Source organism: Paenibacillus sepulcri, from assembly GCF_042647105.1.
GTDB lineage: Bacteria > Bacillota > Bacilli > Paenibacillales > Paenibacillaceae > Paenibacillus_Z > Paenibacillus_Z sepulcri.
In genome coordinates, this window is the sequence record NZ_JBHRUP010000001.1 from 741,959 (window position 1) to 768,848 (window position 26,890).

Below are 26,890 nucleotides of genomic sequence, written 5' to 3' on the forward strand. Positions count from 1 at the left end.
TAATTCTCTGGATCTTTTAAACAGGCTGCACCGCTTCCCCGTTCTTCCTGACAAGAAGCAGATGCTCGCAGACCAGCACAACCTCATCCCGCTGGTTCAGGACCTCGCACAGCTCGCTGACAATCCCTTCGGCGGTCCGTTTGGGGTGATCCCGCTTCTCCTTGATGGTTACCTTCACCCGGATGGTATCTCCGATAAACACCGGCTTGATAAAGCGCATCCGCTCATAGCCGTACGAGAAAGCCTCGGGATTGATGACCCCTGCGGTCATCCCGACTGCTACGCTGAATATCAGAGTGCCATGGGCCATGCGCTGCCCGAAGGGCTGGGTCTTGCACCACTCCGCATCCATATGATGCGGATAGAAATCCCCGGTTTGGCCTGCATGCATAATAATATCCGTCTCCGTAATCGTCCGTCCGCCGGTATGCCGCTCGGCGCCCAGCTCATACTGCTCATAATACACAGAGTTTATCATTGTATGCCCACGCCTCCAAATTCCCGTTTGATTTTATCATTATGCTGGCCGATTCTGGGAGAACCTACATCAGATTGGTAGATTTGGCCGTCGATGCGGATGGGACAGCGTGTCGTGACCAGCTCTGCCCCGTTGTCCCTGCGGACTTGCTGCGTCATCTGAAGCTCCTTGAAGGCTTCATGCTCAAGCAGCCGTTCCCAGGTCAGCACATCGGAGCACCAATAATCGGCCGGCTCCAGCCTGCCCAGCCAATATGGGGTGCTTTCCTTCAGCAGATGCTCCCTCAGATGCGCCTTGATTTCATCTCTTGATGTAAACCAGGTCGCAGGATCGGAGTATTCCGCCAGCGGCTGGCAATCCAGCAGACTGCCAAGTGTGATGATAGAGCCCATGGCAAGCGAAATATAGCCGTCTTTTGTCTTGTAGATGCCATAAGGCGCGCCCAGATACGCATGGGCATTGTTCACCGCGCTGCGCTGCGGGGCTTTGCCCCCATCGTTCAAATGCGTCGTCAGCACCTCGAATTGAAAATCAAGCGTCGATTCCAGCAGGCTGACCTCCACCAGTCCGCCATGGCCCGTTATGCCCCGCCGTACCAGACAGGCCAATATCCCTTGGACAAGATGTCCGCCAGCCATCATATCGGCAACCGCCAGACCGAACGGGACAGGAGGCTGATCGGCATCGCCGTTGAGCCAAGCCAGTCCCGACAGCGATTGAACGAGCAGATCCTGACCCGGCTTGTTCACCCAGGGGCCGCTCCGGCCATAACCCGTAACCACGCCATAGACCAAACGCGGGTTCCACTCCCTGACCGTCTCATAGGAGAGGCCAATCTTCTCCATCACGCCCGGACGGAAATTCTGAATCATCACATCCGCCTTCTCAATCAAGGAACGGACGAATTTTAGATCTTCCGGATCCTTCAAATTCGCGGACACGCTCTCTTTATTGCGGTTAATGGAATGAAACAGCGTGCTGTCCCCGTCCAGCTCCAGATTGGAGATATACAGCCGTCTGCACAAATCCCCGCCATCGGGGCGTTCCACCTTGATCACCCTCGCGCCCAGATCGGCAAAACGCAGCGCGGCCGACGGACCGGATAAAAATTGGCTGAAATCGAGCACCAGCAAGCCTTCAAGCGGTTTAAACATAATGAGTGCCCCCTATCCTTTTTGCGAATCCCGGTACAGCCCGTTCATCTTCTCCAATATCGCAGCCGCATTGCCGCCATTCATCATATAATCCCGGACATCGTCGCCGGCATGATCCTGAAACGCCAGATAGCCGTTATAACGCGGACGCACGAATGCCCGGTCAAGAGCCGGAAGCGTCTGTCCAAAATAATTCAGGCAACGCTTGTTGTTGTCCTCATCCAGCCATGCTGAGCGGTGCCCGGGCTGCCCGCCGCTCTCGGTAAACAGCGTACGCTGCGTCAGCGGATCTGCCGCAAAAGCCGCGTAAGCCAGCGCATGCTCCTTATGTCTGGTGCTGCTGGACACGGCAAGTCCGGTCCCGCCGAGCGTCGACTGCAGCCGCTTCCCCTCGTATTCGGCCAGATCCCCGAACTCCAGCAGATTGGCCGCATAGCCTCGGCGCGAATAATTGGAATACCCATAGGCAAACGGGCAATAGGCCAATTCGGTCCCGTCCGCTGCCATGGCTTCGTAAGTTGCAATCGGATTTCGCCCAAAGATTTCCCCGCTGCAAAGCGCTGCAAGCTCCCGCAGCTTATCCAGCGCCAAAATTCCGGTCTCCCGGCTCACAATGTATTCCTTATTCAGAAAAGGAGTCTCCCCCAGTGCCAGGCAGAACATATAAAAATTCATCAGGCTGTCAATGGCGATAGCGGGAAAAGCAACCTTCCCGGTCCCGGCAAGCGCAAGCACATCCTCCCAGGTTTCAGGTACGCCGATATCCGATGCCGCGAGCAGATCCGGCCGCCAGGACGCTACCGGGGTTGCCGCATCAATGGCCAAAGCAGTCTGCCGGTCATGGAACTGATAGCTGGCATGCGAAGCGCCGACCGTGCCTTCCGCCTGATCCTGCATATAAGCAGCCGACAGGGTCAGATTGAGCGGAAGAAGCACCCCCTGCTCCGCTGCATAGCCGGCCCAGGGATGATCGATGACCAAGAGATCATAAGCGTCCACCAGCTGCTGCAGGGGCATATCGGCAAACTGCTGCAGGGATCTCTTTTCCCATTGGATCTGAACCTCCGGGTGGAGCTCCGAATAGCGCTGGCTGGTTGCAACCATAGGCAGGTAACCGCGGGTATGGTTCCATGTCATTCCTTTTAGCAGAATACTCAATTGTTTGCTCTCCCTTTTTGGTATTATGGTAGTACCAATAATATGAATAACTTCTTAAATAAAATGAGACATAACCGATTTTCATAAATGAAGTTCAATAGCTGACAATAATAAACTTGCGGTAGTACCACAATACCAGATTAACAAAAGCGGCGGGAAATGACAATTGATTTTTATGCGGATGCGTGAAAATTTCAGGGGCCCCGGCGGGGACAGATTCACTTTATCTCTTGGAGCGCGCTGTTCGCACTTGCATTCATGCAAACTAAAAAAACCTCTTTCCCTGTTTAAACGCGGAATTGGAAGTTCTTTTTTGTGGAAATCGGGGCTTTCCAACTTGTGAGAGCACTTAAGGCAGCTCCTTGCTTCGCCGCTTGAGCTTTGGGTGCGCCTGCAAAACGTTTGAAGCAATCGCCGACGACTAGTTTAAACGGTTTCGAGAAATAATAGGGTTTAGGATGAAATACGCACTGCGGCCTATATAAGTTATCAGGACGATGCAGCGCTATCCACCGCTTTCACTGAAGATTCCGACTGTGGAATGCTTGACCGGGCGAACATCTCGATGGCAAGCTTGCTTGTCAAGAATAGCCTCGGATCGCCTTGGTTGTCAGCTGCGTGTTTCCTCATTACCTTGAGCGATTAGCCTGACCGCCTCGGCGATCGCATTTCGCAGCGTAGCCGGGTCCTTCGCGGCATCCGGATCAAGCGATGGGCCAAAGGGGTTCGCCGGCGTCCAGGCTGTGGCGAGCGTCATGATGGCGGTCAGCAGGAAGCCCGGGGGAAAAGTCGTTCCTACCTGACCGGCGCTTTGCGCCTTCAGCAATGCCGCAACTTTGGCGTCGTGAACGGCCACGCGTACGGCAGGGCTATCCGCCTTCTGTTCCAGGCTGAACCATGCCATCAGCCGCATCAAATCGGGCTGCTTCATCGTGAAATCGAACACGCGCGCCGCGTAACCGGCGAGATCGTCAGGCGTGAAGGTTAGCTCCTCGTAGACACGCGCGAGGTGCTTCTGAAGGATTGTGGTGAAGAGCGTTTCCTTATTTTCAAAGTAGATATAGATCATATTCTTGTTGCACCCGGCGTTCTTGGCGATGCGGTCGACCCGCGCCCCTGCAATGCCATAGGCGGAGAACTCCGCCATAGCAGCCTCCAGTATCCGTTCTCTGGTCGCTTCGGCGTTTCGCATGACTGTTCCTCCTTGTTTCTTGCATTTTGGCTACAAATATATCATGACCATAATGATTTGACAAACCGGTCAGTTAGGTTTATATTATATCTAACCAGTTAGTCAATTATCAATGAACTGGCATCTTACAGAAAGAAGGAATGCGTAATGACACAGCAAACTTCCGGGAAAGCAACCCATTCAAGCGCCAAGATAGCCATCGTCACAGGCGGAAGCCGCGGCCTGGGCCGCAGCACCGTGCTGAGCCTCGCCAAGTGTGGCGTCGATTCGATCTTCACCTACCATTCCAATCAGGCTGAAGCCGGGAAGGTCGTCGGCCTGGTTCGCGAGACGGGGCAAAAGGCCATCGCCCTGCAGCTCGACACCGGCAATGTCAGCTCCTTCGATCCATTTGCAGAGAGTGTGCGCGAGGCGCTCACAGAGCTGGGTGCAGAGCGCTTCGACTACCTCGTCAACAACGCCGGTACCTCTCACCACAACACATTCGACCAAACGACCGAGGAAGAGCTGGACAGTCTATATGACATCCACTTCAAGGGCGTATTCTTCCTGACGCAAAAGCTCCTTCCGCTTATCAACGATGGCGGGCGTATCGTGAACATCTCGACAGGCCTGACCCGCATCGTCACGCCGGGGAGCGGCGCCTACGCATCCATGAAGGGCGCAATCGAGATTCTGACCAAGTATCAGGCAAAAGAGCTTGGCGCACGCGGGATCGCGGTCAATACGGTCGCCCCCGGAGCCATCGCGACCGATTTCAGCGGCGGCATGGTCCGCGATAATCCCGACCTGAACAAACGCGTCGCGGAGATGACAGCGCTCGGCCGGGTTGGACAACCCGATGACATCGGGCCGATGATCGCCTCGCTTCTTTCCGATGAGAACAGCTGGATCAACGCACAGCGCATCGAGGTCTCGGGCGGCATGTCGATCTAAGCCCAAGAACACAGGAACGGCTCTCCTTCTATACTTTCAGTGGAAGAATACCTCAGTGGAAATTCCGCCAGGGCAACTCATTGTGGCTTCATGACCTATTCTCTCCTTAACATCAAACAGCACTCCACATCCATGCGTGGAGTGCTGTTTGATGTTGGAGGCAGCGACTGATTATCCGGTAAACTCCTGGACCCATTCATTGTTATAAAAGGCGATGCCGATTTGGGTATAGCTCTTATTCAGTATGTTGGCTTTATGCCCCGGACTGTTCATCCAATCCTTCATAACCTGGGTCGGGGTGGTCTGACCATTTGCGATATTTTCGCCTGCTGAATTATACGTGATCCCGAACTCCTTCATCATATCGAATGGGGATCCATGCGTAGGTGAATTATGATCAAAGTAATGGTTATTGTACATATCCTGTGCTTTGACCATGGCCATATTCGACAATTCGCTGCTCATACTCAGTGAACCCAATCCTGCTTTGGATCTTTCCTGATTGACCAGCTCCAGAACCTGCTGTGCGAATTGCGATGAATCCGTTTTGCTTTCGGGCGCCTGTCCTGCCGGTCCGGTCGGCACTTGATTTCCCGGGCTTTCTGTGCCCGTCTGATCTGCCGGGTTCCCCGTTGGTGTTTGCTCACCTGTATTTCCGGTCGGAGTCTGGGTTCCAGTATTGCCTGTCGGCATCTGGTTGGCCGGATTCCCTGCCGGTACGCCGTTTGGATTCCCTGTAGGCATCTGTTCCCTTGCGTTTCCTGCAGGTGCCTGATTAGCCGGGTTTCCAGCCGGAGTCCCAATCAGATCCAATAAATCGGAAGCAATTCCATTTGGCGCTTCCTTGGCGGTGACAGACGGTTGATTTGCACTGGACCCCACTGATGTAGCTGTTGATGATGCCTTTGTTACGGTAGTTGCCGGAGCAGCAGTATGCGTATGAGTTAGAATTCGTGTCTGCTTGGGAACCGATTGCTTATGGGCCACATTGTTGTTGGCTGTACAGCCCGTTACCAGCAATAACACGGCAAATACGATAAACTTGATCACTTTCCAACCTCCCTGGTTCGTTTAATGAGATGTTAACAAGTTTAAGGTTCACTGCGGATGTGCTAATTATTCCTCGTCGTCCCTCCCTCAATAATCCTTTTCCAATGCCTCAAAAGACCCATCATCATCGCCAAGCTTGACAGAATGCTGTCTATAGGACGATGTCGATTTCTCAATGAGCAGCAGGGGAATGCAAGCAATTCAGAAGTAGCTGGCGTAGGCGGAAAAGGGCTTTTGGCTTCTAAGAAATTCTATGCTTATCGAGGAATACGCGAAGAAAATGTTGGCAAGCGCCAATTAATCATGAATATTAAAAAAACCGTCCTCCAATGGGGACGGTTTTTTGCTTATTATTTATCTGTGAAGCCAACCTCTCAAGACTGGGACGAATATGTTTTTTACGACAGCTTCTTCATGACAGCCGCACAGCGCGGACATAAGGTGGGATGATCGGCATCCAGGCCAACCAGAGGCGTGACATTCCAGCAGCGCTCGCATTTTTCCCCTTCGGCCACAATCACCTTCACCGGAAGCTGTTGGCTTGCCTGCGCCTCATCCGGAACCGGAGTGCCGGGCGGATGCACCTGTACCGCTGATACGATGAAAAGCTGCTCCAGCTGCTGGAATTCCTGAAGCCGCGCATAATCTTCTTCACCCGGATAGAGATGTACGGCGGCGCTCAATGAATTGCCGATGACTTTGGCTTTGCGCGCATCCTCCAATGCTTTGAGTACATCATCACGCAGCCCGATGAACCGCTCCCACTTCGCCTCCAGCGCCTGATCGAACAAGCCTGCATCCACAGCGGGCAGGTCGGCCAGCTGTACGCTCGGCAGCTCCGTACCCGGGATGTAGGTCCATGCCTCATCGGCCGTATGGGGCAGGATTGGCGCAATCAGCTTCGTGATGGCGGTAAGAGCCTCATACAGCACAGTTTGCGCTGCCCGCCTGGAGACGTCATCCGGCGCATCGGCATAAAGACGGTCTTTCAGGATATCCAGATAGAATGCACTCAGATCGACCGCACAGAAATGATGGACCGATTGGTAAACCAGGTGAAACTCATAGGCGTCATATGCCTTCGTCACCCGCTCAATCGTCCGGTGCAGCCGCAGCAGCGCGAAACGGTCCAGCTCGCTCAGCCTCTCTACAGGAACCCGGTGCCTGGACGGATCATAATCGAACAGATTGCCGAGCAGGAACCGCAGAGTATTGCGGATTTTCCGGTAGACCTCCGTCGTTTGGCCCAGAATGTTATCCGAAATTCTGACATCGGACTGATAGTCCGCAGAAGAAACCCACAGACGGAGAATATCCGCACCCAGCTTGTCGCACACTTGATTGGGATCAACGGTATTGCCAAGCGATTTGGACATTTTACGTCCCTCGCCGTCCAGCGTGAAGCCATGGCTGAGCACGGCCTTGTATGGAGCCTGCCCTTTCACTGCGGTTCCCGTGATCAAAGAGGAGTTAAACCAGCCGCGGTATTGATCGGAGCCCTCCAGATAAAGATCCGCCGGCCACTGCAGATCCTCCCGTGAATCCAGCACAGCGACATGGCTGGAGCCGGAATCAAACCATACATCCATAATGTCCGTTTCCTTGCGGAATTGATCATGTCCGCATTTGGCGCAAGCGGTACCTGCCGGAAGCAGCTCCGTCTCATTGCGCTGAAACCAGCTGTTGGAGCCTTCCTGCTCGAATATTCCCGCCACATGCTCGATGGTCTCTCCATTCACAAGCGGCTCATTGCAGCTGCGGCAGTAAAAAATCGGAATGGGAACGCCCCATGCCCGCTGCCTGGAAATACACCAGTCGCCGCGGTCGGCAATCATATTATGCAGCCGGATTTCCCCCCATTCCGGGGTCCAGGCCACGCGCTTGATCTCATCCAGCATCTGCTGGCGGAAACCGTCCACGGAAGCGAACCACTGCTCGGTGGCCCGGAAGATCACAGGCTTCTTCGTTCGCCAATCATGCGGATAGGGATGTGTAATGGTATTCTGATGCAGCAGATGGCCAGATTCCTCCAGCATCTGCGTGACCAGTTTGCCGCCCTTCTCATAGAACATGCCTTCGAATCCCGGTGCTTCCGCGGTGAAATGCCCCTGATCGTCCACCGGACAGAGCACGCCCAGATTATATCTCTGCCCGATCATAAAGTCGTCCTCCCCGTGTCCTGGAGCCGTATGAACGCAGCCTGTTCCTGCCTCGAGCGTGACATGATCGCCAGTCATCACAAGTGAAGTTCGATCGTAGAAAGGATGCTGGCACAGAACGCCTTCAAGTTCGCTTCCCTTGAAGGAAGAGAGCGTATTAACATCCTTCCAGCCGACTTCCCGCGAGACTGCTTCCAGCAGCCCTCCGGCAACCACGAATTTCTTCCCGCCCGTTTCAACCAGAACATAATCAAAGTCCGGGTTCAGGGAAATGCCAAGGTTCGCAGGCAGCGTCCAGGGGGTTGTCGTCCAGATGACGATTGAGGAGTCCGGTGGAAGCTTCCCCTTTCCGTCCTTCAAGTCAAAAGCAACGTATACGGAGGTTGAAGTCTTATCCTGGTATTCAATCTCCGCTTCCGCAAGCGCGCTCTCCGAGGACGGGGACCAGTAAACCGGCTTCAAGCCTTTATAGATGTAGCCTTTGTTCACCATTCCGCCGAACACGCGGATTTGCTGTGCCTCATACTTCGGCTGAAGCGTAATATACGGGTTGTTCCAGTCGCCCCGGATACCCAGCCGCTTGAACTGCACCTTCTGCTTCTCCACCCACACCAGGGCATACTCTTTGCAATAATCACGGAACTCAGAGACCGTCATTTTCTTGCGGTCCACCTTGCCGCCGTTGGCAATCGCCTGCTCGATAGGCAGCCCATGCGTATCCCAGCCGGGAACAAAAGGGGCATCGAAGCCATGCATCGTCTTAAAGCGGACAATAATATCCTTCAAAATCTTGTTCATCGCATGGCCGATATGGATGTTGCCATTGGCATACGGCGGTCCGTCATGCAAAATAAATTTCGGCTTGCCCCTGCGGCTGCTGCGCACCTGGGCATAGATATCCTGCTCTTCCCACTGCTGCTGCAGCTTGGGCTCTGCCTGCGGCAGATTGCCGCGCATGGGAAAATCGGTTTGCAGCAGGTTTAACGTTTTTCCATAATCCATCCGTCTCACTCCTTGTCGGTGTTTAGGTAAATAAATATAAAAAAGACCTCTCATCCCTGAAAAAAGGGACGAGAAGTCTCGCGGTACCACCCTGATTAAGCCTGGCGCCTGTGGCATGTCAGGAACATACCGGCAGCGCCAATGCTTCGCTCTGGTGATCGTTAACGGGATCTGCCGATACTCTCTAAGCCTGTATAAGGTTCAAGAGATACTCAAGGGTGATTTTCCAACGGCGGTTGAAGTCCGGGCTTTCACCAAATCCCCGGCTCGCTGGCTGCAACCTGTGCCTTGTACTCGTCCCTGTCATCGCTTTGGTCGTCATTTTGCTTATTGTGAAGTAGTATAGCGGATAAGCGGATCCTTAGTCAACCAATCCCGTCCAGCTTATGCCTGTACCTGATCAGATGCCTGTTCAGCTGCCAAACAAAGTATTTGAGCTCATGCTCCTGCTCCAGCAGTACGAGCAGCGCCTGCATCACGACCAGTTTGGGTCGTTCCTGTTTGAATTCATCCTGAAGCGCCTCAACCGCCTCTTTCAGCTGCGTTCTTTTTGCATTGGTGACGGACAGCTCCTTCACGGTCGTCAGCAGCACCGCCAGCAGAGCGTTCCGATGATCGTCAGCAGAGACCGCAATCCCTTCCATGCCGCATTTCACGCATTCATTCATCAGCGAGTCGCTTAATACCGGAAGCGGTTTCTTTTGCAGAATGCTCGCAGCCATTTCCTCAATGCGGTCTACAATGAAAGAGGTGATATCTCTGATAATCAGCGGTTTATCCTCGAAGACCAGCAGGAAGATATATTCCCGCACAATGCCGTTATACATAACGACCAGATCCCATATGTTCGGAATGATTTCGTCACCCACCAGCCTGATCAAACCTTCCTTATGGAAGTTAAGCAAGCTGGATTTCAACTGCAGGAAGAACGTCGTCATTTGCCCGTCGGACTTCGTCAGTTCTTTGATTTCCTGCATAATAAACCGGTTGACCATAAAAAACTCAAATTGAATTTCCGTTTCCCGGATAAAAACCTCGCGCGGGGTAAGCTCCGAATGCTCTCGGATAGTCTCAAGCTGCTCACGCAGATTCTGTATCCTGCTCACATGAACTTCCCTGAATAAATCTTCTTTGGACTGAAAGTATTTATATAAAGAACCTTTGGCGATTCCACAATCATCGGAAATATCCTGGATCGATGTGGCCAGATATCCTTTTTCCGAGAAATGACGAACAGCGGACTCAATAATTCTGTCCTTGATAAGGCTCACTTTACTCCCTCTTTTCAAAAAAATGATTTGACTTTCACAAGAATATCGGTAAAATTAAGCCTACCGTGACCGATAGGTTTTTTATAAAAACCATAAGTCAATAATAGGAGGTTATTCAACTCCCGTCAAGGCGAGCTTGAACATGCTGCATATTGTGTCAGGCACGGTATAGAGAAAGAGACAAATATATAGAGATGGAGAGGAACAAACTCATGTCCACGCAAAATGCATCAACTGCTGCGTCAGAGCCGGAATTTTCAATCAAATCCATAATTGCGCCGCTTCTTGCCGTTATTATTGGAATGATCATGGTTATTCTGGACAGTACAGTCGTCAATGTCGCCGTTCCTAACTTGCAGGAATACTTCAACAGCTCGCTCAAAACCATTCAGTGGACGATCACTGGATACACCCTTGCACTATCGGCGGTCATCCCGCTGGCCGGCTGGATGACGGATAAATTCGGCGCGAAGCGGATTTTCCTGATTACCATCGCGCTGTTCACACTCGGTTCTGTGCTTTGCGCATTGGCGCAAACGCCGGAACAGCTCGTTCTTTTCCGCATCATTCAAGGGGTTGGCGGCGGTATGGTGTCCCCAATCGGCATGGCAATGATATTCAAGCTCGCTCCAACCGAGAAACGGGGAGCTGTAATGGGCATGCTCGGTATTCCGATGCTGCTTGCTCCCGCTATCGGGCCGATCCTGTCGGGTTGGTTGATCGGCTTCGCATCCTGGCACTGGATCTTCCTGATCAACCTGCCAATCGGGATTGCCGCGCTGCTTGTCGGAATCAAATATCTGCCTAACGTTGAACGTCAAAAAGCGCCTGCCCTTGATATTCTAGGGATGATCCTTGCTCCCATCGCCTTCTCCATGCTAGCTTACGGCGTGAGCGAAGGTGGAACGGACTGGGGCTCCACCAAGACCTTGACCGGTCTGATCGTAGGCGGCGTCGCCTTGATTTTGTTCATTATTGTAGAGCTTCGCCAGAAGCAGCCGCTGCTGGAGCTGCGTGTATTCGGATCATCGGATTTCACACGCGGCGTAATTATTCTATGGATTTCGCAAGTGGCGTTGTTCGGTGCGATCCTGATGATTCCGCTGTACCTGCAGAATGTCAGAGGCTTCACGGCACTCGAGAGCGGATTGACCACCTTGCCTATGGCCATTTGCTCGATGATCTTCATGCCGATCGGCGGACGTCTGTTCGATAAATTGGGCGCGCGTCCACTGGCCTTCACCGGTCTGACGATCATAGCTGTCGCTCTGTTTACTCTTTCCCAGGTCAATGTGGATACCAAGATGGCTTTGGTCATGATTCCAATTGCCATGATGGGCGCCGGCATGGGATTGTCCATGATGTCGTTGAATACGCATGTGCTGAACTCGGCTCCACGCAGGCTTGTAAGCCGGGTAACGCCTTTGACAACGGCCAGCCAGCAGGTCGTTACTTCATTCGCGATTGCCGGTTTGACAGGATATTTAACTTCCCAAATATCCGTTCATATGAAGGAAGCCGGCGCAGGCGGGGATCCATTGATAAGCGCTACTTCTGCCTTTGACGATACTTTCTTTGTAACAGCCTTCGTCGCGCTTGCGGGCGTATTATTAAGCATCATCCTCCGCAAACCGCGGGTTAAAGCGGATCATGAACGGGAAGAAGATGCTCCGGATCCAGCCATGATGATGGGCCATTAATTTCATATATTAAGAATCAATACTCATAAGAAAGGCCGTCGATTGCAATCGACGGCCTTTCTTTGTTGTACTTGCCGTCCGCTTTCGTACACAGCCACAGGCGCTTTTACAGCTGATAGCTTGCGGACGCGGACGGCACCGTGAAGTTTGGCTACTCGGCAGCCGGCAGCTGGAACGAGCTTTTCAGAGAAACCACTTGATTGAACACCGGCGCTCCCGGCTTCGAGTATTTTGTATCCACGTTAAAATAACCATGACGGAAAAACTGGAATTTGTCCTGCGGCTTGGCTTCCTTCATCTCCGCTTCGACAAACCCCCGCTTGATGGTCAGCGAATTCGGATTGAGTTGATCAAGGAACGTCTTGGCCGGCTTCTCAACCGCTGCCGCATCCAATCCATCCTCTTCGCCAAGCAGCTCATCCTCGGGCGCTTCCGCGCTGATCAGCGGCTCGTACAGTCTGAATTCCGCCTCAACCGCCTGGCTCGCTTCCACCCAGTGAATCGTGCCCTTCACCTTGCGGCCGGTAAATCCGCTGCCGCTCTTGGTCTCCGGGTCATACGTGCAGTGAATCTCGATGACCTTGCCGTCCGCATCCTTGATCATCTCATTGCACTTGATAAAGTAAGCATTCTTGAGCCGTACCTCGTTACCCGGGAACAGGCGGAAATATTTGTTAGGCGGATTTTCCATAAAATCGTCCTGCTCAATATAGATTTCCCGCGAGAACGGAATTTGGCGATTGCCCATTTCCGGATTCTCGCTGTTATTTTCCGCTTCCAGCCACTCTACCTTGCCTTCGGGGTAATTGGTGATGACCACCTTGAGCGGTTGAACGACAGCCATTGTTCTTGGGGCCTTCAGCTTGAGGTCCTCCCGGACAAAATGCTCCAGCATCTGCAGCTCCACAAGGCCCTGGCTTCTGGATATCCCGGTCTCATAGATGAAATTGCGGATCGCCTCAGGCGTGAAGCCGCGGCGTCTTAGGCCCGATATCGTCGGCATGCGCGGGTCATCCCAGCCGTCCACATGCTTCTCGTCGACAAGCAGCTTCAGCTTGCGCTTGCTGGTCACAGTCTGGGCCAGATTGAGCCGTCCGAATTCGTATTGGCGCGGTGTGGCCGCCATCTCGCATTCCGCGACAACCCAGTCGTAGAACGGACGCTGATCCTCAAACTCCAGCGAACAGAGCGAATGCGTCACGCCCTCAATGGCATCCTCAAGCGGATGGGCAAAGGTGTACATGGGATAAATGCACCATTTATCCCCTGTGTTGTGATGGGAAGCATGAGCAATGCGGTAAATGACAGGGTCGCGCAAATTGATATTCGGCGAAGCCATGTCGATTTTGGCGCGCAGCACCTTTTCCCCATCCTTCAATTCCCCGCTGCGCATTTTCCGGAATAGCTCCAGATTCTCCTGAACGCTGCGGTCCCGGTAGGGGCTGTTCTTGCCCGGTTCAGTCAGAGTGCCGCGCATTTCACGAATTTCCGCAGCGCTGAGATCATCGACATATGCCTTGCCCTTCCCGATCAGCTTCTCGGCCCGATTGTATATTTCCTCGAAATAATCGGAAGCGAAGAACAGGCTTTCCCAGTCATAGCCAAGCCATTTTACATCTTCCTTAATGGAATTTACATATTCGACATCTTCTTTTAACGGGTTGGTGTCATCGAAGCGCAGATGGGTCCTGCCGCCAAACTCGTCCGCCAGGCTGAAGTTAATCCAGATTGCCCGGGCATGTCCAATATGCAAATATCCATTCGGCTCGGGTGGAAAACGCGTAACCACTTGCTTCGTCTTGCCGCTTCCCAGATCCTCAGTCATGATATTTTTAATAAAATTGGGGGGAGTTTTCGCATTCTCCACATCGATCAACCTTTCGTTGTACAAATTGGCGACTATTGCTTGCAAAATAAGTTTCATTTAAATATACCTTTAAACCGGGGAATGATCAATATGATCGATTTTCAAGACCCGATCAGGCTCTTATGTATCCAAATAGCAGCCTGCGCGCCATCCCCCATGGCAATCGCCGCTTGTTCGGAATGCACCGTCACATCGCCAGCCGCCCATACATGGCTTACGCTCGTCATTTTCGTGCGGGCGTCCACGATAATATGACGGTTGTCCATCAGCTTGACGCCGAGCTGCTCAGCCAAATCGGATTGAACCTTATTTCTTCCAAAAGCGATGAACCCGCAATCCGCTTCAATGCAAGCTCCGTCCGAAAGCCTCACACCCGCCATTTTACCGTCCGTATGATCCACTGCTGCGACCGCTTCTTCCATATATGCAATTCCCTTTTGCTTGAGCTGCTCGTGCATGCCTGCATCCAGCTCCTGCCGCTCATGGTTGATATATATGATCTCCTCTGTCCAATAACGCAGCACCAGGGCCATCGATGCGCCGGCATTGCCCGAGCCGAGCACCAGCGTGCGCTTGCCTCTGATTTCATAGCCATCGCAGTCCGGGCAAATATAGAGGCTGGTGCCGATACAGGGCTTCAGATCCAGATCGGCAGGCAGCCGGTCCGAAACTCCCGTCGCCAGCAGCAGTCTTTTCGCTTCATACACGGCTCCTGCTGTTGTATCGACCCTGAACCCGCCATTCCGGATTTGTGTCATCACCACTGTGTCTTTCGCCAGCTCGATGCCAAGCTTTTCCGCCTGGGCCCTCCCCGATCGGAGGAGCGCTTCCCCGCTGATTCCTTCCGGCCAACCCATAAGATTATGATAACGGCGGCATATGGTGGATCGGCCTTTGCCCCCATCCAGCAGCAGGACCCGATGCTGATACCTGCCTAACTGGATTGCTGCCTGCAAACCGGCAATTCCCCCGCCAATAATGATGCATTCATATGGACTCCTAATCATGTTGTCCTCCTTTTGCCTGATATGTCGCATGCCCGAAAATTCCATTTCTTTTATTATTCCTCAGCAACAATCCATTAACCCTGGGTTGAATTTAAATCAGTTTTTTGATCAAATCATGCAAAAATTTGCAATTTGGAAACAATCCGTATTGGCGCAGAAACATTGTCGGGCTAATCTTGAATGATAATGCCTCGGCAATGAAGACAATCGGATTGCTTGGATTTCCACACTATAACTCTTTTAATCAGATGGACTGAACGTGAACCATAGGGCAGTCCGCCGCTGCCTCCGGTGCCGACTTTACTGCCATGCAAAAGCATGCTCGAGCTGCATGACATTGGCGCCGTATTTCCCGGACATATTATGTGAAAGAGCTTCACCGTGATCGGGATCAGTGAGACGCCGATACGGGACGGTTTTAACTGATTGCCATGATTGAACCAGTAAGATACTCCATTGAAAGGGGGCAAAACGATGTGGTTGTCGTCCATTGTTACCGGTCTTGAATTCGTCAAGGTGCAAGGAGATCTCGAGATTGAAGTCAACGCCATTGCATTCGACTCCCGGAACGTGACAGCGGGAAGCGTCTTCGTGGCGATATCCGGATTCGAGACCGACGGTCACCGGTATATCGGCAATGCCATTGAACGGGGAGCGGTTGCCGTTATTGTAGAGAAGGAGCTGGACGTGGACGCTCCAATCACAGTCTTGCAGGTTGCCGATTCACGTTATGCGCTTGCGCATCTGTCGGCCGCCTTCTATGATGACCCGACCAAACAGATTAATCTGATCGGCGTTACCGGCACGAATGGCAAAACCTCCATCACCTATTTCATACAATCCATTCTGGAGCAGGCTGGCCGCTCCGTGGGTCTGATCGGCAGCATGGGTGCGCTGATTAACGGCATGGCGGTCAAAAGCAGAAACACGACACCCGAATCGCTTCATCTTCAGCAGTTGTTTGCGAAAATGCGGGAAGCCGGGATTGACGATTGCGTAATGGAGGTATCCTCCCATGCGCTCAGTCTGGGGCGTACCGCCCACTCCCGCTTCAAGGTCGGCATATTTTCCAATTTGACACCCGATCATCTGGAGTTTCACCAGACCATGGATGAATATTTCAGGGTAAAATCCCAATTGTTCGAAAGAACCAGCTGCGCCAATATTATCAACGCCGATGATCCATACGGCCAATTGCTGATCGGCAAGCTGAAAGTGCGGCCGGTAAAACTGATTACTTACGGTATCCGCAATGACTGCGACGTCTATGCTGCCGATATCCGGTATTTTGAGAATGCGGTATCCTTCACTGCCCATACACCCGCTGGATCCATACCGGTGCGGGTACACCTGCCCGGCATTATTTATATCTATAACGCGCTTGCGGCGATTGCCTGCGCCATCGGCTGCGGCATTGGCCTTGATGACATTCAAGCCGGCATTGACAGCTTAAAAGGCGTCCGCGGCAGACTGGAAACCGTTTATCAGGATGATGACAACAAGGTAATCGTCGATTTTGCCCATACCGAGGACGGACTGGAGAAGGCGCTTAAGACGATTCGGCCATTCGTACGCTCCAGAATCATTCTTGTGTTCGGGGTATACGGCGCCGAAGGCGTGCATGGGCAACGCAAGCGGTACGCCATGGGCAAGATTGCGGCGACCTATTCCGACTTGTCCGTTGTCACGTCGGATAATCCCAAAAACCAGAATCGGCAGCGCATCATACAAGAGATCGTCAATGGAATCCGGCAGGCCGGAGGCGAATACCGCTCGTTCGTTGACCGCAAGGAAGCGATTCTATTCGCTCTCCGGGAATGCCGGAAAGGCGATGTTGTACTGATCGCCGGCAAAGGCCATGAAACGACGCAGATTCTGGGCAGCACGGAACTGCCTTTTAACGAACGAGAGATCGTGAGCCAATTCATGGCAGCCAAACGCGAAGCCAGAATGGCAGGGACCTCGAATGAAATTTTCGGGTGAAACGGCATGCAGATGAATGAGACCCGGAAGGATGTCATAGGATGTCATTGATGCAATGGACATTTTTATCGGTCGTCCACTTTTTTGCCCGGCGGAAGCAGCGGCATAACCGCAAAGGTTTGCAAGTCGGAAACAAGTTGTGATTCCACTGAAACATTGTTCGGGTAATCTATATCTAGCCCGAAAAACTAGAATGATGGAGGATTACACTTATGACTACTTTTTCTAAAAGCACGAAGGTTCTCACTTTAGCCGCGCTCGCAGCACTGACCTTGTCCACTCAAGCCGGAGCAGCACCGCTGCAGAACTCATCCATTGCTCCCCAGAAGCTGGCCGCGCAAGCTTCAGCTCTGAATACAGGTACAGCAACCAAGGTATTCAATACTTTCCAGGCCATGCTGAAGAAGTCAGGGCAGCTGCCCCAAGCCTTTACTTATTTGAGCGAGCATATCGATGAAGTGTCTCCCTATCAGGCTTCCTTGATGGTGCTGTTCCTGGAGAACGGGATCAAGAAAGAGCTGCCGGTTATTGAGAAGAAATTTTATCCGGAATCCATTCAAGCCGCTATCGGCAAAGTGTACAAAATCGGAGACAGCCTGACCAATGTCCTCAATCGGACCAAAGACAACAAGCTGAAAGCACTGCTGAAGGAAGCCAACGCGAGCGGCTACAAGCTGGAGACGGCAGAAGGCATGTTCTTCCCCGTGGTCAGCTACAAAGCTCTGCAGCCCTTCACCAAAGGGATTAATGCGGATATCCGGGCATATGTCGATATCATGACCGTTGAATCGGAGAAAGCAAAATTGAAGGATGCCGCCCTCAGGATCGGCTATCAGGAGCTCGTCAACCGCGCTCTTGCGGCAGAACGATTCGTGAAGCAGTATCCAAACTCCAACCGGACCGCGCAAATCAAAAATTTATTTGCTGAATATAAGACGCTTACGTTCTTCGGTTCCAACAACACGCCGCTGTTTGAATATGAAAACAAAAAAATGCAGGCAAATGCAAAGATCGGTTATACCAATGTTCTGAAGTGGAACGATCCGGCTTCCAGCGAGTATTTGACGCTGCTGAAGAAATTCATGGATGTCGTGGCGGATCATGACTATAAGCTGACGTCAGAGGTTGAGAAATTCCGTAAAAATGTGTAGCTCCTCCCTAAATCCCTCCATAGGAGGGACCCCAAAGGGCCGCCGGCCCTCTGGACACCCGGAATTTGAATAACGTTGGCGTTGCAGAGAAACACTTGGTTGACGCTCCCTGCATGGATCGTTTTCGTCCCTTTCGGGACACACTTCCATGCGGAGCTCCCAAGCCGCCTGGTGGACTGCGTACAGCTCCTCCCTAAATCCCTCCATAGGAGGGACCCCAAAGGGCCGCCGGCCCTCTGGACACCCGGAATTTGAATAACGTTGGCGTTGCAGAGAAACGCTTGGTTGACGCTCCCTGCATGGATCGTTTTCGTCCCTTTCAGGACACACTTCCATGCGGAGCTCCCAAGCCGCCTGGTGGACTGCGTACAGCTCCTCCCTAAATCCCTCCATAGGAGGGACCCCAAAGGGCCGCCGGCCCTCTGGACACCCGGAATTTGAATAACGTTGGCGTTGCAGAGAAACACTTGGTTGACGCTCCCTGCATGGATCGTTTTCGTCCCTTTCGGGACACACTTCCATGCGGAGCTCCCAAGCCGCCTGGTGGACTTTGTCCCCTAATAATATAGGAGTTACAGACAATGCTTGGGGTGGCTTTCTCATCCCTTTTGCATTACTGCGGTACACCTGCAATTCTTAATGTTTTTGCTGCTGCCAGGAACATCGGTATTGCCTTCTCTTTTTCATCCTTGAAATAAGAAAAGCGCACAACATACTTTTGTCCGGCATGCTCCACAAGAAAAAAATCTTCTACTCGCGCATCTAAATCTTCTGAACCGATATACTCATCGTATTTTATTAGTTCCTCATTTTCGAGAGTTAACTCATTCAAATTGATATAGCCATAATCCAGGGTGGAAATGAAGCTCTTTGCTTCACTCTCGCCTTCTTTACTATAGCCCCACCCCCTGCCGTCTTCGAATTCATATGTTTCCATTTGCTCGGGAACATATAAGCCCAAGGGGACATAAGGATGCTCGCTGTATACTGCCGTAAATTCCTGACCGCCCCAACCGATCATAATTTTCTCCTCCCAGTTGTATGACTTTAACTCGAAAAGCTTTTCTTTGCCCGCATTTTCAGCTATTGATGTTTCCTCCTGAATGGTTGTCGTAACGTCATTCAGAACTGGCATATCTTGATTGTTCGTGCATGCAGAAATCAGTAATAGCATCGGGATAAGAGTGAACCATTTGTTCATATTAATTCCTCCAGGTTCCATTTTAGTATCCGTTTAAACGTCACTTCTTTTTCGTAATATATAATCTTTATATTCGCTTTTTCAGCGGTTCCATCCTGTACTTGGGATAAGTCAATTGAAAAGAATAAGCTATATTCTTTTTCAAAGATGATCGAATCATCGGCATCTTATATCGATATGCCGACCCGCAGAAAAAAAACAGGAACCCTTCCTCCGGATCGAGGTAGATTCCTGTTTTTTTAGTGCTATCTATGCGGCCACGGGTTCATTCCGGCATCTTTTGAAGAATTGGGTTAGCGGGCCAGAAAGGCAGCGACTTCAGCCAGCCGCGAGGCAAAGCCCCATTCGTTGTCGTACCAGGTGGCAATGGATAGAATCTCTCCCTGAACCTGCGTCAGCGGAAGATCAATAATGGAGGAATGCGAGTCTCCTACAATTCGGGAAGAAGCCCATTCGCCCTCCAAAACATCGATGACTCCCTTCAATACCCCCTCTGAAGCAGCGCTTCTGAAGATATCGTTAATTTGCTCAACGGTACAGGACTTCTCCGCCACAAGATTCAATTCGGCAATGCTTCCGGTACGGGTCGGCACCCGGTAGGCCTTGCCCGTAATTTGCAGATCGGGCCAGATAAATTTCAGAGCTTTCGCCGCTCCCGAGGAGGAAGGAATGATGTTTTCCGCTGCTGCCCAGGAATCCCGGCGGTCCTTCATCGGCTGATCCGTCAGCGATTGGGTGTTCGTATAGGAATGGACCGTTGAGAAAAGTCCATATTTAATGCCGAAATTTTCTTTAATGATTTTAACAACAGGCGCCAATGCATTTGTCGTACAGCTCGCCATGCTGATGATTTTATGTTTTTCCGGATCAAATGTATCCAGGTTGATGCCCTTAAGCAGAACAGCATCGCAATCGTCAAGACTTTTGCTTGGCCCGCTTACGAGCACCCGCTTGGCCCCCCTGTCCAGATGAATCTGAGCAACAGCACGGGTAACGGCGCGGCCGGAACAGTCGATAACAAGATCCACATCCAAGGCCTTCCAATCCGGCACTTCCTTGGATGAGTTGATGTACTGGATCTCTCTTCCGCCGATAACCAGCTGACCTTCACTTCCGGAAACGGACTCGTGCCAACGTTTGTAGTTGGTATCGACCTCGAATAACGCTGCGAGTGTCCCTTCGTCCTTGATATCGGAAACCGATACCGGAACAAATAGTTCTTCCTGCAGCGCCACCCTTAATAATTGTCTGCCTATCCGGCCAAATCCAAATACCGCGATTTTACCCATGTTTAATTCCTCCCTGTATTCAATATGGTTTGCAGCTTCCTACCCGAAACCTGGGAATTCGTTTAGCTTGTCTTCAAATTCCCTCTCTCGCTAAATAACCAGCAATCTAGTTATACCGCATAATTTATTTCCTTGTCAACGCACAAAACCAATAGTTATTATAGATATTAGGAAATATAGATGTATAATATAAATAGTTAACTAGGTATTTGGGGGTTATATAGAATGAGAAACAAGATATGCCTACAGGTCGATCACCGCTTGACGTTCAGTGTGAATACGCAAATCAAGGAACAGCTCAAATGGCTGATCGGCACCGGGCAAATAGAAACGGGAGATATGCTGCCTGCCGCCAGCCAGTTGGCTGCGACACTGGGTCTTAATCGGAATACGGTCAATTGGGTCTATACCCAGCTGCGTGACGAAGGTCTTGTCTCCATGCAAAAAGGCAAGGGGACGCAGGTGCTGGACGGTGCGGAAACGGAGCAGCTGCGAAAGGAGCGCGCGCCGATGCGGCAGCTGCTCGAGCGCGCGATCAAGGAAGCGCAGGCTGAAGGCATCAAGCTGCACGATTTGTTCGTAGCCGGGCTTGCCTACAGCCTGCTGCAGAACGAACAGCCATCGGTTGCGCGGATCCTGTTTGTGGAATGCAAGGGACATGCCTACACCTTCTACCGGAGAGAAATCGAGAAAGCTACCGGCCGCGAAGTCCAAATGGTTTTCCTGGAGGATTTGTTGTCCGGTGGATTAAACGCAATCGAAGAGGCCGGTCAAGCCGATATTATTGTTACAACCTTGAACCAGGCGGAGGAGGTCAAAGCCGTACTTGCGCCTTTCGATAAGAAAGTGCATGTGATCGGCGCCACAGCCGAGCCTTCCGTCCTCCTGGAAATTTCCAGGCTGCAGCCGGATATGGAGGTATCGTTTGTCTGTCTTGGTAAAAAGGGCGGAGAATGGATGGCGCGGCGCGTTAACGATGCCGGCATTACCGGAATCAAGTCTGCAGCATTCGGTCTCCTGGATAGTGAACATCTGTCGGAGGCGTTGGACCGGTCGGCCAAAATTTACGCTTCCGAGGCCGTATTTCCGGAATTGAAGAAAATGGCGCCGGACAAGGTTGAGCTCTTTCCCATGCGCCTGGAACAAAGCAGCGAAAATCTGCTGCGGGAACTCGTTGGGACTGATCATTCGAAGCATGCAGCAGGCGTTAATCCTTAACATACTGAGATTTGATTTCAAGAATCAATTAGCAGAAAAAGCTTCGCTCCCATTCGAGGGCGAAGCTTTTTTTGCGCAGCCTGGCTGCGTCAATTTGGTCCCACCCTGGTAAAGGCTTCAACAGCTTTTAGCCGCCCGGATTCTCTGTCCCTTACATGCATCAGCAGGACAAATAAATTCCCGGCAATTCTAGCCTGCCATCTTTTCTTTCAATCTTAAGGCGATGAGGCGGGCGCCTGCATTTTGCCAGTTGTATAAGGTTCGCTCGGGCACGTAAGCCCGGAACCACTCCAGAGCTTCGAGCAATGTGGCGTCCAGGAGCTCTTCGGAGAATTTGCGGTTATATGGCTTCAGTCCCGCAAGGTAAGGAAAATATAAGGCATTGTAGTACCTCCACTCATCCGTAGTGCCGAATGGCTCATTCTGGCGGGGCTTCAGCTGCTCTATCGATTCGGTCAATACGGCCTTCAATTCTATGGCGCGTTCAATGACCTCGCCCTGTCCGCTTTGGCTATGCATCCGCTGATCAATCAGCTTAAGCCGCGTCAAAGGATTGGATGCCAGACGCTCCAGATCGCCGAAGCTTTTCAGGGCGCTGCGGGTAAAGCGGAACAATGCTTCATCGTCCAGCTGCTCCGGAACCGCTTCCTCGTCCACACGGGGCGCAGCGCGGTCCACCATCCGCAGCTCGGCACTCTCTTCCCGGAGAGCGGGAAATGTCGCATATGCCACATTATCGAGCAGGGTGCGCAGCTGGTGCGAGAACACCTGCAGCCCTACCGACAGTGCGATAACACCCGATAATAACCCCAGCAGCGTGATGTCGCTGCCTGTACCCCATACAATCGCCAGCACGACCATACCGGAGAAGAGCAGCGCGTAGAAGGCGGAATAGTCGAGCGAACGGAAGAAATCAGGCAGCCAGGCCTCGCCCTGCCGCTTGATTTCCATTGAAACCGCTGCGGCTCCGAGCAGCAGCAGCGCCAATCCATTTCCCAGCCAAAGGCCGCTGTTGGTCATGTCAGCGTCAACGAGTCCATTATACACACCAGCGAATATATAGAGCAGAAGCAGCAGTCCGGCCAAGCCCTTTACGGCTGTGAGCTGTTTTCTCAGATAAGCCGAAACCACAAAAACAATAGACAAAAGAAGCAGTATGAGAGTGACCACAGCCGAAATATGATCGATTGCGGAAAGAATAGTTTTGGTTATTCCTCCCGTGGAAAACCTCATTAAGATAGATGAATTCAAGGAGACCGCGAAGGCAGCAAGAGCAGCGCCGATGACAGACAGGCGCGGCTGACCCGGTATTCGATTGAGCATATATAAGCCTAGCCAGAAAATAATTCCGAAACAGAAAAATTGATAAATCAGCAGTCCGTTTGACATCATAACACCCGTCCTTAAGCGTCAGGTTCAATGGGTGCTTGCCCATCCATTATGAGTTTACAGGGTTTCGCGGCAGAAAAAAAGAAGGAATGGGCAAAACGGTTTCCATTTTATTCAACTTGAATTCTTCCGGATGCAACAGCAAAAAGACCACAATCCCGGGTTGGGGAGTGGCCCTTCCATATCTCATTACAGCAATGCCTACTTCCGGACAACCTGTACTTTATCAACAAGCGAAATCAGCTTGCGCTCCCGCAATACCTGCTCCATCGTTTGCTCGGCCTCCACCATGACACCCTGGATCAGGCACTCTTCGCTGTTATGCTCCAATCCGCAATGAAACAATGAAGCCGTTCCTTCTATGGCATGGATCACGTCCAGGAAGGAAATGTCCTCTTTCCTCCGGATCAGCTTGTAGCCCCCGCCTGCCCCGGAAGCCGATTCAATCATGCCCGCTTTGACGAGCTTGGTCAATATTTTGGAAAGATAGGTTTGCGATACCTGCTGAATCTCGGCCAGCTGCTGAACGCCAACCGGATTCTCGGCAGTAGATGCGACCAGATGAAGCATCGTGTGCAGTGCATAATTCGTTGCTTTGGAATATTTCATATCACCGGGCTCCAATGCTAGATTTGATGGATTTATATTAACCTTGTTGATTGTTCAAGTCAATGAAACGTCCCAGTCCTTCCATTCTTTGGATAAGAGGAATATTCGGAGAATTCATGATAAAATAAGAGTTATCTATGGTCTGTACTGGAGGTTTTGCCTGTGAGTTTGCCCTCATGCCTGGTTGTTGAACGCGGTTACCCCTATGAATGCGGAACGATTCTGCCCTGCCATCCCTCTCAGACGATCCTCGGAAGAAAAGGAGAGCAGTGGGAGCCCGACATGGCTTTCGAGAATGCCTTTGTTTCCCGGAAGCAAGCGTCAATCTATTCCGAACATAATCAAACCTTTATCATGGATCTGGACAGCAAGCACGGAACCGACTTGAACGGGAACTCGCTGATCCCGTTTCAGCCTGTGCCGCTAGAGCCGTCCGACAATATCTCCTTTGCCAAAGGCATGGTCGTTCTCACGTTCTCCCCGGTAAATCTTGAGGAGACGCTGGACTTTACCCTTCTAAGCTCGGAGAACCGCAGCCTGCGCAGCGATTTCATGTTTGATCCCATCAGACAGACGATCCGGCTGCATGATCAGGATTATCGTTTTTCGGAAAAAGAATATAATTGTCTGGAGCTGCTTGTCCGCAAAGAGCATCAATTCGTCGGCAAGGACGAGATTATCCGCTGCGTCTGGCCCGAGCGTATGACCGATGATGCGGCTTCGCAAGTGTCGCCGGAAGAATTGAATTCGCTGCTCTACCGCATCCGCAAAAAAAGCAACGACACCTTCGCAATTGAAAGTATACGGGGAAAAGGGTATATCCTCCATGTTGTTCCGCCGCAGCAAACGCCCGTCGTTCCACCCCGCCTTCAAACAAAATAAGGAGCTGCGAATCGATCGCAGCCCCCACGCGGCCTACCCGTTATTCTGGAGCTGGAGCGTTTTTAAGAAAATATGCTTCACCTTCGGAGTCGTGTAGCCGCTCCCCCCGCGTTCCTTCACATCTTCGATCATCATCGCCAGCAGCAAATTCGGATTATCGGCATTAAAACCGGCAAACCAGCCGTTCTCGCTGCCCTCTCCGCCTTTGCTCTGCTTCAATTCTGCCGTTCCCGTCTTGCCCGCGATGGAAGCCCCAGGGATATAGGCGCCGTGGCCGGCACCGCCGGCAGTGCTCACTGCTTTGACCAGATCGCTCTTCAGAAGCGCTGCCGTTTCAGGCGACATGACGTGTTCCTTCCAGTATTTGGCACTGCCTGCCCCGTCATCCTCCGACAATAGCGGGTAGATCATATTCCCGTCATTGACGAGAGCGGAGAACATCAGCGCCACCTGCAGGGAGGTCATCGTCAGCTCCCCTTGTCCATATCCTGTATCCGCCAGTTGAATGTCATTTTGAATGCCGTCGTTGGCCAGCTGCGATTTCTTCAGAGGATAGGGAACCGGGATGGCTTCGCCCACACCGTATTTGGCCGTCTCCTCCGTAAAGGCATCCCGGCCGATGCCAAGCGCCGTCTGGGCAAAATAAATATTATCCGAATATACCAGGGCGTCCTGAAGATTGACCGGGTTCACATCATGCACCCGTTTCACATAATAATTCCCCCACGAGGAATCGGCGCTCCAGGTCAGACCGGAAATATTCTTCTTCTCCGCCGGATCAAGCTTCTTGGTATCCAGACCAATGGCGGCCGTTATGACTTTAAAGGCCGAACCCGGCGCGTAGCCCTGCGCGAAGCGGTTCAGAAAAGGCTTATCCGGATCATCATTCCACTGCTGGTACTGCTTGCCCAGAATTCCCCGCTGGAAGGCGTTGGGATCATAGGACGGACTGCTCACAAGCGCCAGCACGTCTCCGGTCTGCGGATCGATCGCCGCTGCGGAGCCCGTATCGGATTTGAGCTCATCATAGACTGTCTGCTGCAGCTCTCCGTCTATGGTCAGGCGGATCGTCTCGCCGGCTGCGGCTTCAATCTGTGCAAGAACGGCTTTTTCCTTGCCCGCTTCATCGGCGATAATAATCCGCTTGCCGTCCTTCCCCTTAAGCCGCTTCTCGAACACCTGCTCCAATCCCGACTTTCCGATGAGGTCGCCCGTTTTATAGCCTTGGTCCTTATTCTGCTCCAGCTGCTCGGCGCTGATTTCGGCAATATAACCCGTCAGATGGGCGGCGGCGGCTCCATACGGATAGGCGCGCACCGTCTTCTTCTGATAATCCACCCCGGGGATGTCCAGATACGGCTGCAGCGATTCTTGCGGAACAACGGCAATCGGGACGAAAAGATTATCCTTGACCCATGCTGCGCTGAGCTTCTTGTTTATATCGTCCACCGTTATATCAAGCTTCTCAGCCAGACTGGCTTTGGCCCCTTCGGGGTTGTCGCCTAATTTCCCGGGTACGATGCCGATTTGCGGAAGCTCGGCATTGACAGCCAGTCCATTCTCGGACCTGTCATAAATCTCTCCGCGCTGACCTTCCGAGGTCAGCACACGAACTTTATCGCCCTCCTCCATTTGCGGAAAAATAAGCGACGGTTCCCACGCAATGAGCCACTTCGTTTCTTTATCGATGACGGACTTGAGCAGCTTTGCAGCATGGCTGAATGTCACGGGACCTGCCGCCGTTTCCATTTTGACATTATACGTGTAGCTGATCTCCGTAACTTCTTCGCCTGGTTTGTCCTCCTCAGGAGGAACCGCGCCCGTAACCGTCAGCTGACTGGCTGAAATGCCCTCATATATCTTGCTGTAGCGCTCGGCGAAATCCGTCTCTGTGATGGCGGTTTTGGCTGCCGGCGTCAATTTCGTATACATGCCTGCAAAATTCTGCTGCTGCCAGTCCGTCAAGTAAGCCTGAAACACATCCGAAGGCTTCTCCGCTTCTTCCTTGTCGCAGCCCGTGAGAAGCACGAAGAGTACAACCACCGCGCCTGTCAAATAAAGCAACCCTTTTTTCAAGCTTCTCTCCCTCTCTCTATTATGTCTAAATAACCCATCCTCTCTAATCATAGCCTGCTGCGGGAAATCCGTACAATAGAGAAAGCATCATAATTTCATGATAATGGCAGACAAATGC

20 protein-coding genes and 1 other annotated feature are annotated in these 26,890 nt (G+C 52.0%); of the genes, 6 read left to right on the top strand and 14 right to left on the bottom strand.

Annotated features, from left to right (window positions below):
* Positions 1-16 precede the first annotated feature (16 nt).
* The 4 genes from ACFOLF_RS03285 to ACFOLF_RS03300 all read right to left on the bottom strand — a co-directional run bounded on the left by ACFOLF_RS03285 (position 17) and on the right by ACFOLF_RS03300 (position 3,982).
* Positions 17-478, bottom strand: a complete 462-nt coding sequence (locus ACFOLF_RS03285; protein ID WP_210039836.1) for a MaoC family dehydratase — start codon at positions 476-478, stop codon at positions 17-19.
* Entirely contained in the window at positions 475-1,632 is a 1,158-nt protein-coding gene (locus ACFOLF_RS03290) for a CaiB/BaiF CoA transferase family protein (protein WP_210039835.1), read from the bottom strand. The genes ACFOLF_RS03285 and ACFOLF_RS03290 overlap by 4 nt, the downstream gene beginning before the upstream one ends.
* A gap of 12 nt (positions 1,633-1,644) precedes the next feature.
* Positions 1,645-2,790 carry an extracellular solute-binding protein gene (locus tag ACFOLF_RS03295; protein ID WP_210039834.1) on the bottom strand — a complete coding sequence of 382 codons (1,146 nt, stop codon included), beginning with the start codon at positions 2,788-2,790 and terminating at the stop codon, positions 1,645-1,647.
* 610 nt (positions 2,791-3,400) lie between these two features.
* Positions 3,401-3,982: a TetR family transcriptional regulator gene (locus tag ACFOLF_RS03300; protein ID WP_210039833.1), complete on the bottom strand. Its 582-nt coding sequence runs from the start codon at positions 3,980-3,982 to the stop codon at positions 3,401-3,403.
* 147 nt (positions 3,983-4,129) lie between these two features.
* On the opposite strand from ACFOLF_RS03300, the gene ACFOLF_RS03305 reads away from it, so the two are divergent.
* Positions 4,130-4,918, top strand: a complete 789-nt coding sequence (locus ACFOLF_RS03305; protein ID WP_210039832.1) for an SDR family NAD(P)-dependent oxidoreductase — start codon at positions 4,130-4,132, stop codon at positions 4,916-4,918.
* Positions 4,919-5,089: 171 nt separating this feature from the next.
* Here ACFOLF_RS03305 and ACFOLF_RS03310 read toward each other — a convergent pair whose 3' ends face one another.
* From ACFOLF_RS03310 to ACFOLF_RS03320, 3 genes are all read right to left on the bottom strand, one after another.
* Positions 5,090-5,968 carry a CAP domain-containing protein gene (locus ACFOLF_RS03310; RefSeq protein ID WP_379113316.1) on the bottom strand — a complete coding sequence of 293 codons (879 nt, stop codon included), beginning with the start codon at positions 5,966-5,968 and terminating at the stop codon, positions 5,090-5,092.
* A 398-nt stretch (positions 5,969-6,366) separates the two neighbouring features.
* Positions 6,367-9,129: an isoleucine--tRNA ligase gene (gene ileS / locus ACFOLF_RS03315; protein WP_210039831.1), complete on the bottom strand. Its 2,763-nt coding sequence runs from the start codon at positions 9,127-9,129 to the stop codon at positions 6,367-6,369.
* A 61-nt stretch (positions 9,130-9,190) separates the two neighbouring features.
* Positions 9,191-9,445, bottom strand: a binding site (T-box leader).
* 49 nt (positions 9,446-9,494) lie between these two features.
* On the bottom strand, positions 9,495-10,400 hold the full coding sequence (locus ACFOLF_RS03320; RefSeq protein ID WP_210039830.1) for a TetR/AcrR family transcriptional regulator: 906 nt from the start codon (positions 10,398-10,400) through the stop codon (positions 9,495-9,497).
* A 152-nt stretch (positions 10,401-10,552) separates the two neighbouring features.
* Between ACFOLF_RS03320 and ACFOLF_RS03325 the strand changes: the two genes are divergently transcribed.
* Positions 10,553-12,100 (top strand): DHA2 family efflux MFS transporter permease subunit, encoded by a 1,548-nt coding sequence (locus tag ACFOLF_RS03325; RefSeq protein WP_379113314.1) that lies wholly within the window; start codon positions 10,553-10,555, stop codon positions 12,098-12,100.
* A gap of 151 nt (positions 12,101-12,251) precedes the next feature.
* Here ACFOLF_RS03325 and ACFOLF_RS03330 read toward each other — a convergent pair whose 3' ends face one another.
* A complete protein-coding gene (locus tag ACFOLF_RS03330) occupies positions 12,252-14,024 on the bottom strand; it encodes a glutamine--tRNA ligase/YqeY domain fusion protein (protein WP_379113312.1) in 1,773 nt (590 codons plus the stop codon).
* A gap of 44 nt (positions 14,025-14,068) precedes the next feature.
* Positions 14,069-14,974: an NAD(P)/FAD-dependent oxidoreductase gene (locus ACFOLF_RS03335; RefSeq protein ID WP_210039828.1), complete on the bottom strand. Its 906-nt coding sequence runs from the start codon at positions 14,972-14,974 to the stop codon at positions 14,069-14,071.
* Between the two features lie 474 nt (positions 14,975-15,448).
* Between ACFOLF_RS03335 and ACFOLF_RS03340 the strand changes: the two genes are divergently transcribed.
* Entirely contained in the window at positions 15,449-16,957 is a 1,509-nt protein-coding gene (locus ACFOLF_RS03340) for a UDP-N-acetylmuramoyl-L-alanyl-D-glutamate--2,6-diaminopimelate ligase (RefSeq protein ID WP_210039827.1), read from the top strand.
* Between the two features lie 212 nt (positions 16,958-17,169).
* Positions 17,170-18,108, top strand: a complete 939-nt coding sequence (locus ACFOLF_RS03345; RefSeq protein ID WP_210039826.1) for a hypothetical protein — start codon at positions 17,170-17,172, stop codon at positions 18,106-18,108.
* A gap of 613 nt (positions 18,109-18,721) precedes the next feature.
* Here the strand turns inward: ACFOLF_RS03345 and ACFOLF_RS03350 are convergent.
* Positions 18,722-19,309 (bottom strand): hypothetical protein, encoded by a 588-nt coding sequence (locus ACFOLF_RS03350; protein ID WP_210039825.1) that lies wholly within the window; start codon positions 19,307-19,309, stop codon positions 18,722-18,724.
* Positions 19,310-19,602: 293 nt separating this feature from the next.
* Positions 19,603-20,598, bottom strand: coding sequence for a type I glyceraldehyde-3-phosphate dehydrogenase (locus ACFOLF_RS03355; protein ID WP_210039824.1), 996 nt, complete (start codon positions 20,596-20,598; stop codon positions 19,603-19,605).
* 225 nt (positions 20,599-20,823) lie between these two features.
* On the opposite strand from ACFOLF_RS03355, the gene ACFOLF_RS03360 reads away from it, so the two are divergent.
* The gene (locus ACFOLF_RS03360; RefSeq protein WP_210039823.1) at positions 20,824-21,816 is read left to right on the top strand and encodes a GntR family transcriptional regulator; all 993 of its coding nucleotides are present in this window, start codon (positions 20,824-20,826) and stop codon (positions 21,814-21,816) included.
* 189 nt (positions 21,817-22,005) lie between these two features.
* Here ACFOLF_RS03360 and ACFOLF_RS03365 read toward each other — a convergent pair whose 3' ends face one another.
* Both ACFOLF_RS03365 and ACFOLF_RS03370 read right to left on the bottom strand, forming a co-directional pair.
* Positions 22,006-23,208 carry a hypothetical protein gene (locus ACFOLF_RS03365; protein WP_210039822.1) on the bottom strand — a complete coding sequence of 401 codons (1,203 nt, stop codon included), beginning with the start codon at positions 23,206-23,208 and terminating at the stop codon, positions 22,006-22,008.
* A gap of 198 nt (positions 23,209-23,406) precedes the next feature.
* Positions 23,407-23,814, bottom strand: a complete 408-nt coding sequence (locus ACFOLF_RS03370) for an Rrf2 family transcriptional regulator (RefSeq protein WP_210039821.1) — start codon at positions 23,812-23,814, stop codon at positions 23,407-23,409.
* Positions 23,815-23,976: 162 nt separating this feature from the next.
* On the opposite strand from ACFOLF_RS03370, the gene ACFOLF_RS03375 reads away from it, so the two are divergent.
* Positions 23,977-24,696, top strand: a complete 720-nt coding sequence (locus ACFOLF_RS03375; RefSeq protein ID WP_210039820.1) for an FHA domain-containing protein — start codon at positions 23,977-23,979, stop codon at positions 24,694-24,696.
* A gap of 33 nt (positions 24,697-24,729) precedes the next feature.
* Here ACFOLF_RS03375 and ACFOLF_RS03380 read toward each other — a convergent pair whose 3' ends face one another.
* Positions 24,730-26,772 (bottom strand): penicillin-binding transpeptidase domain-containing protein, encoded by a 2,043-nt coding sequence (locus ACFOLF_RS03380; RefSeq protein WP_379113310.1) that lies wholly within the window; start codon positions 26,770-26,772, stop codon positions 24,730-24,732.
* Between the last annotated feature and the right edge of the window lie 118 nt (positions 26,773-26,890).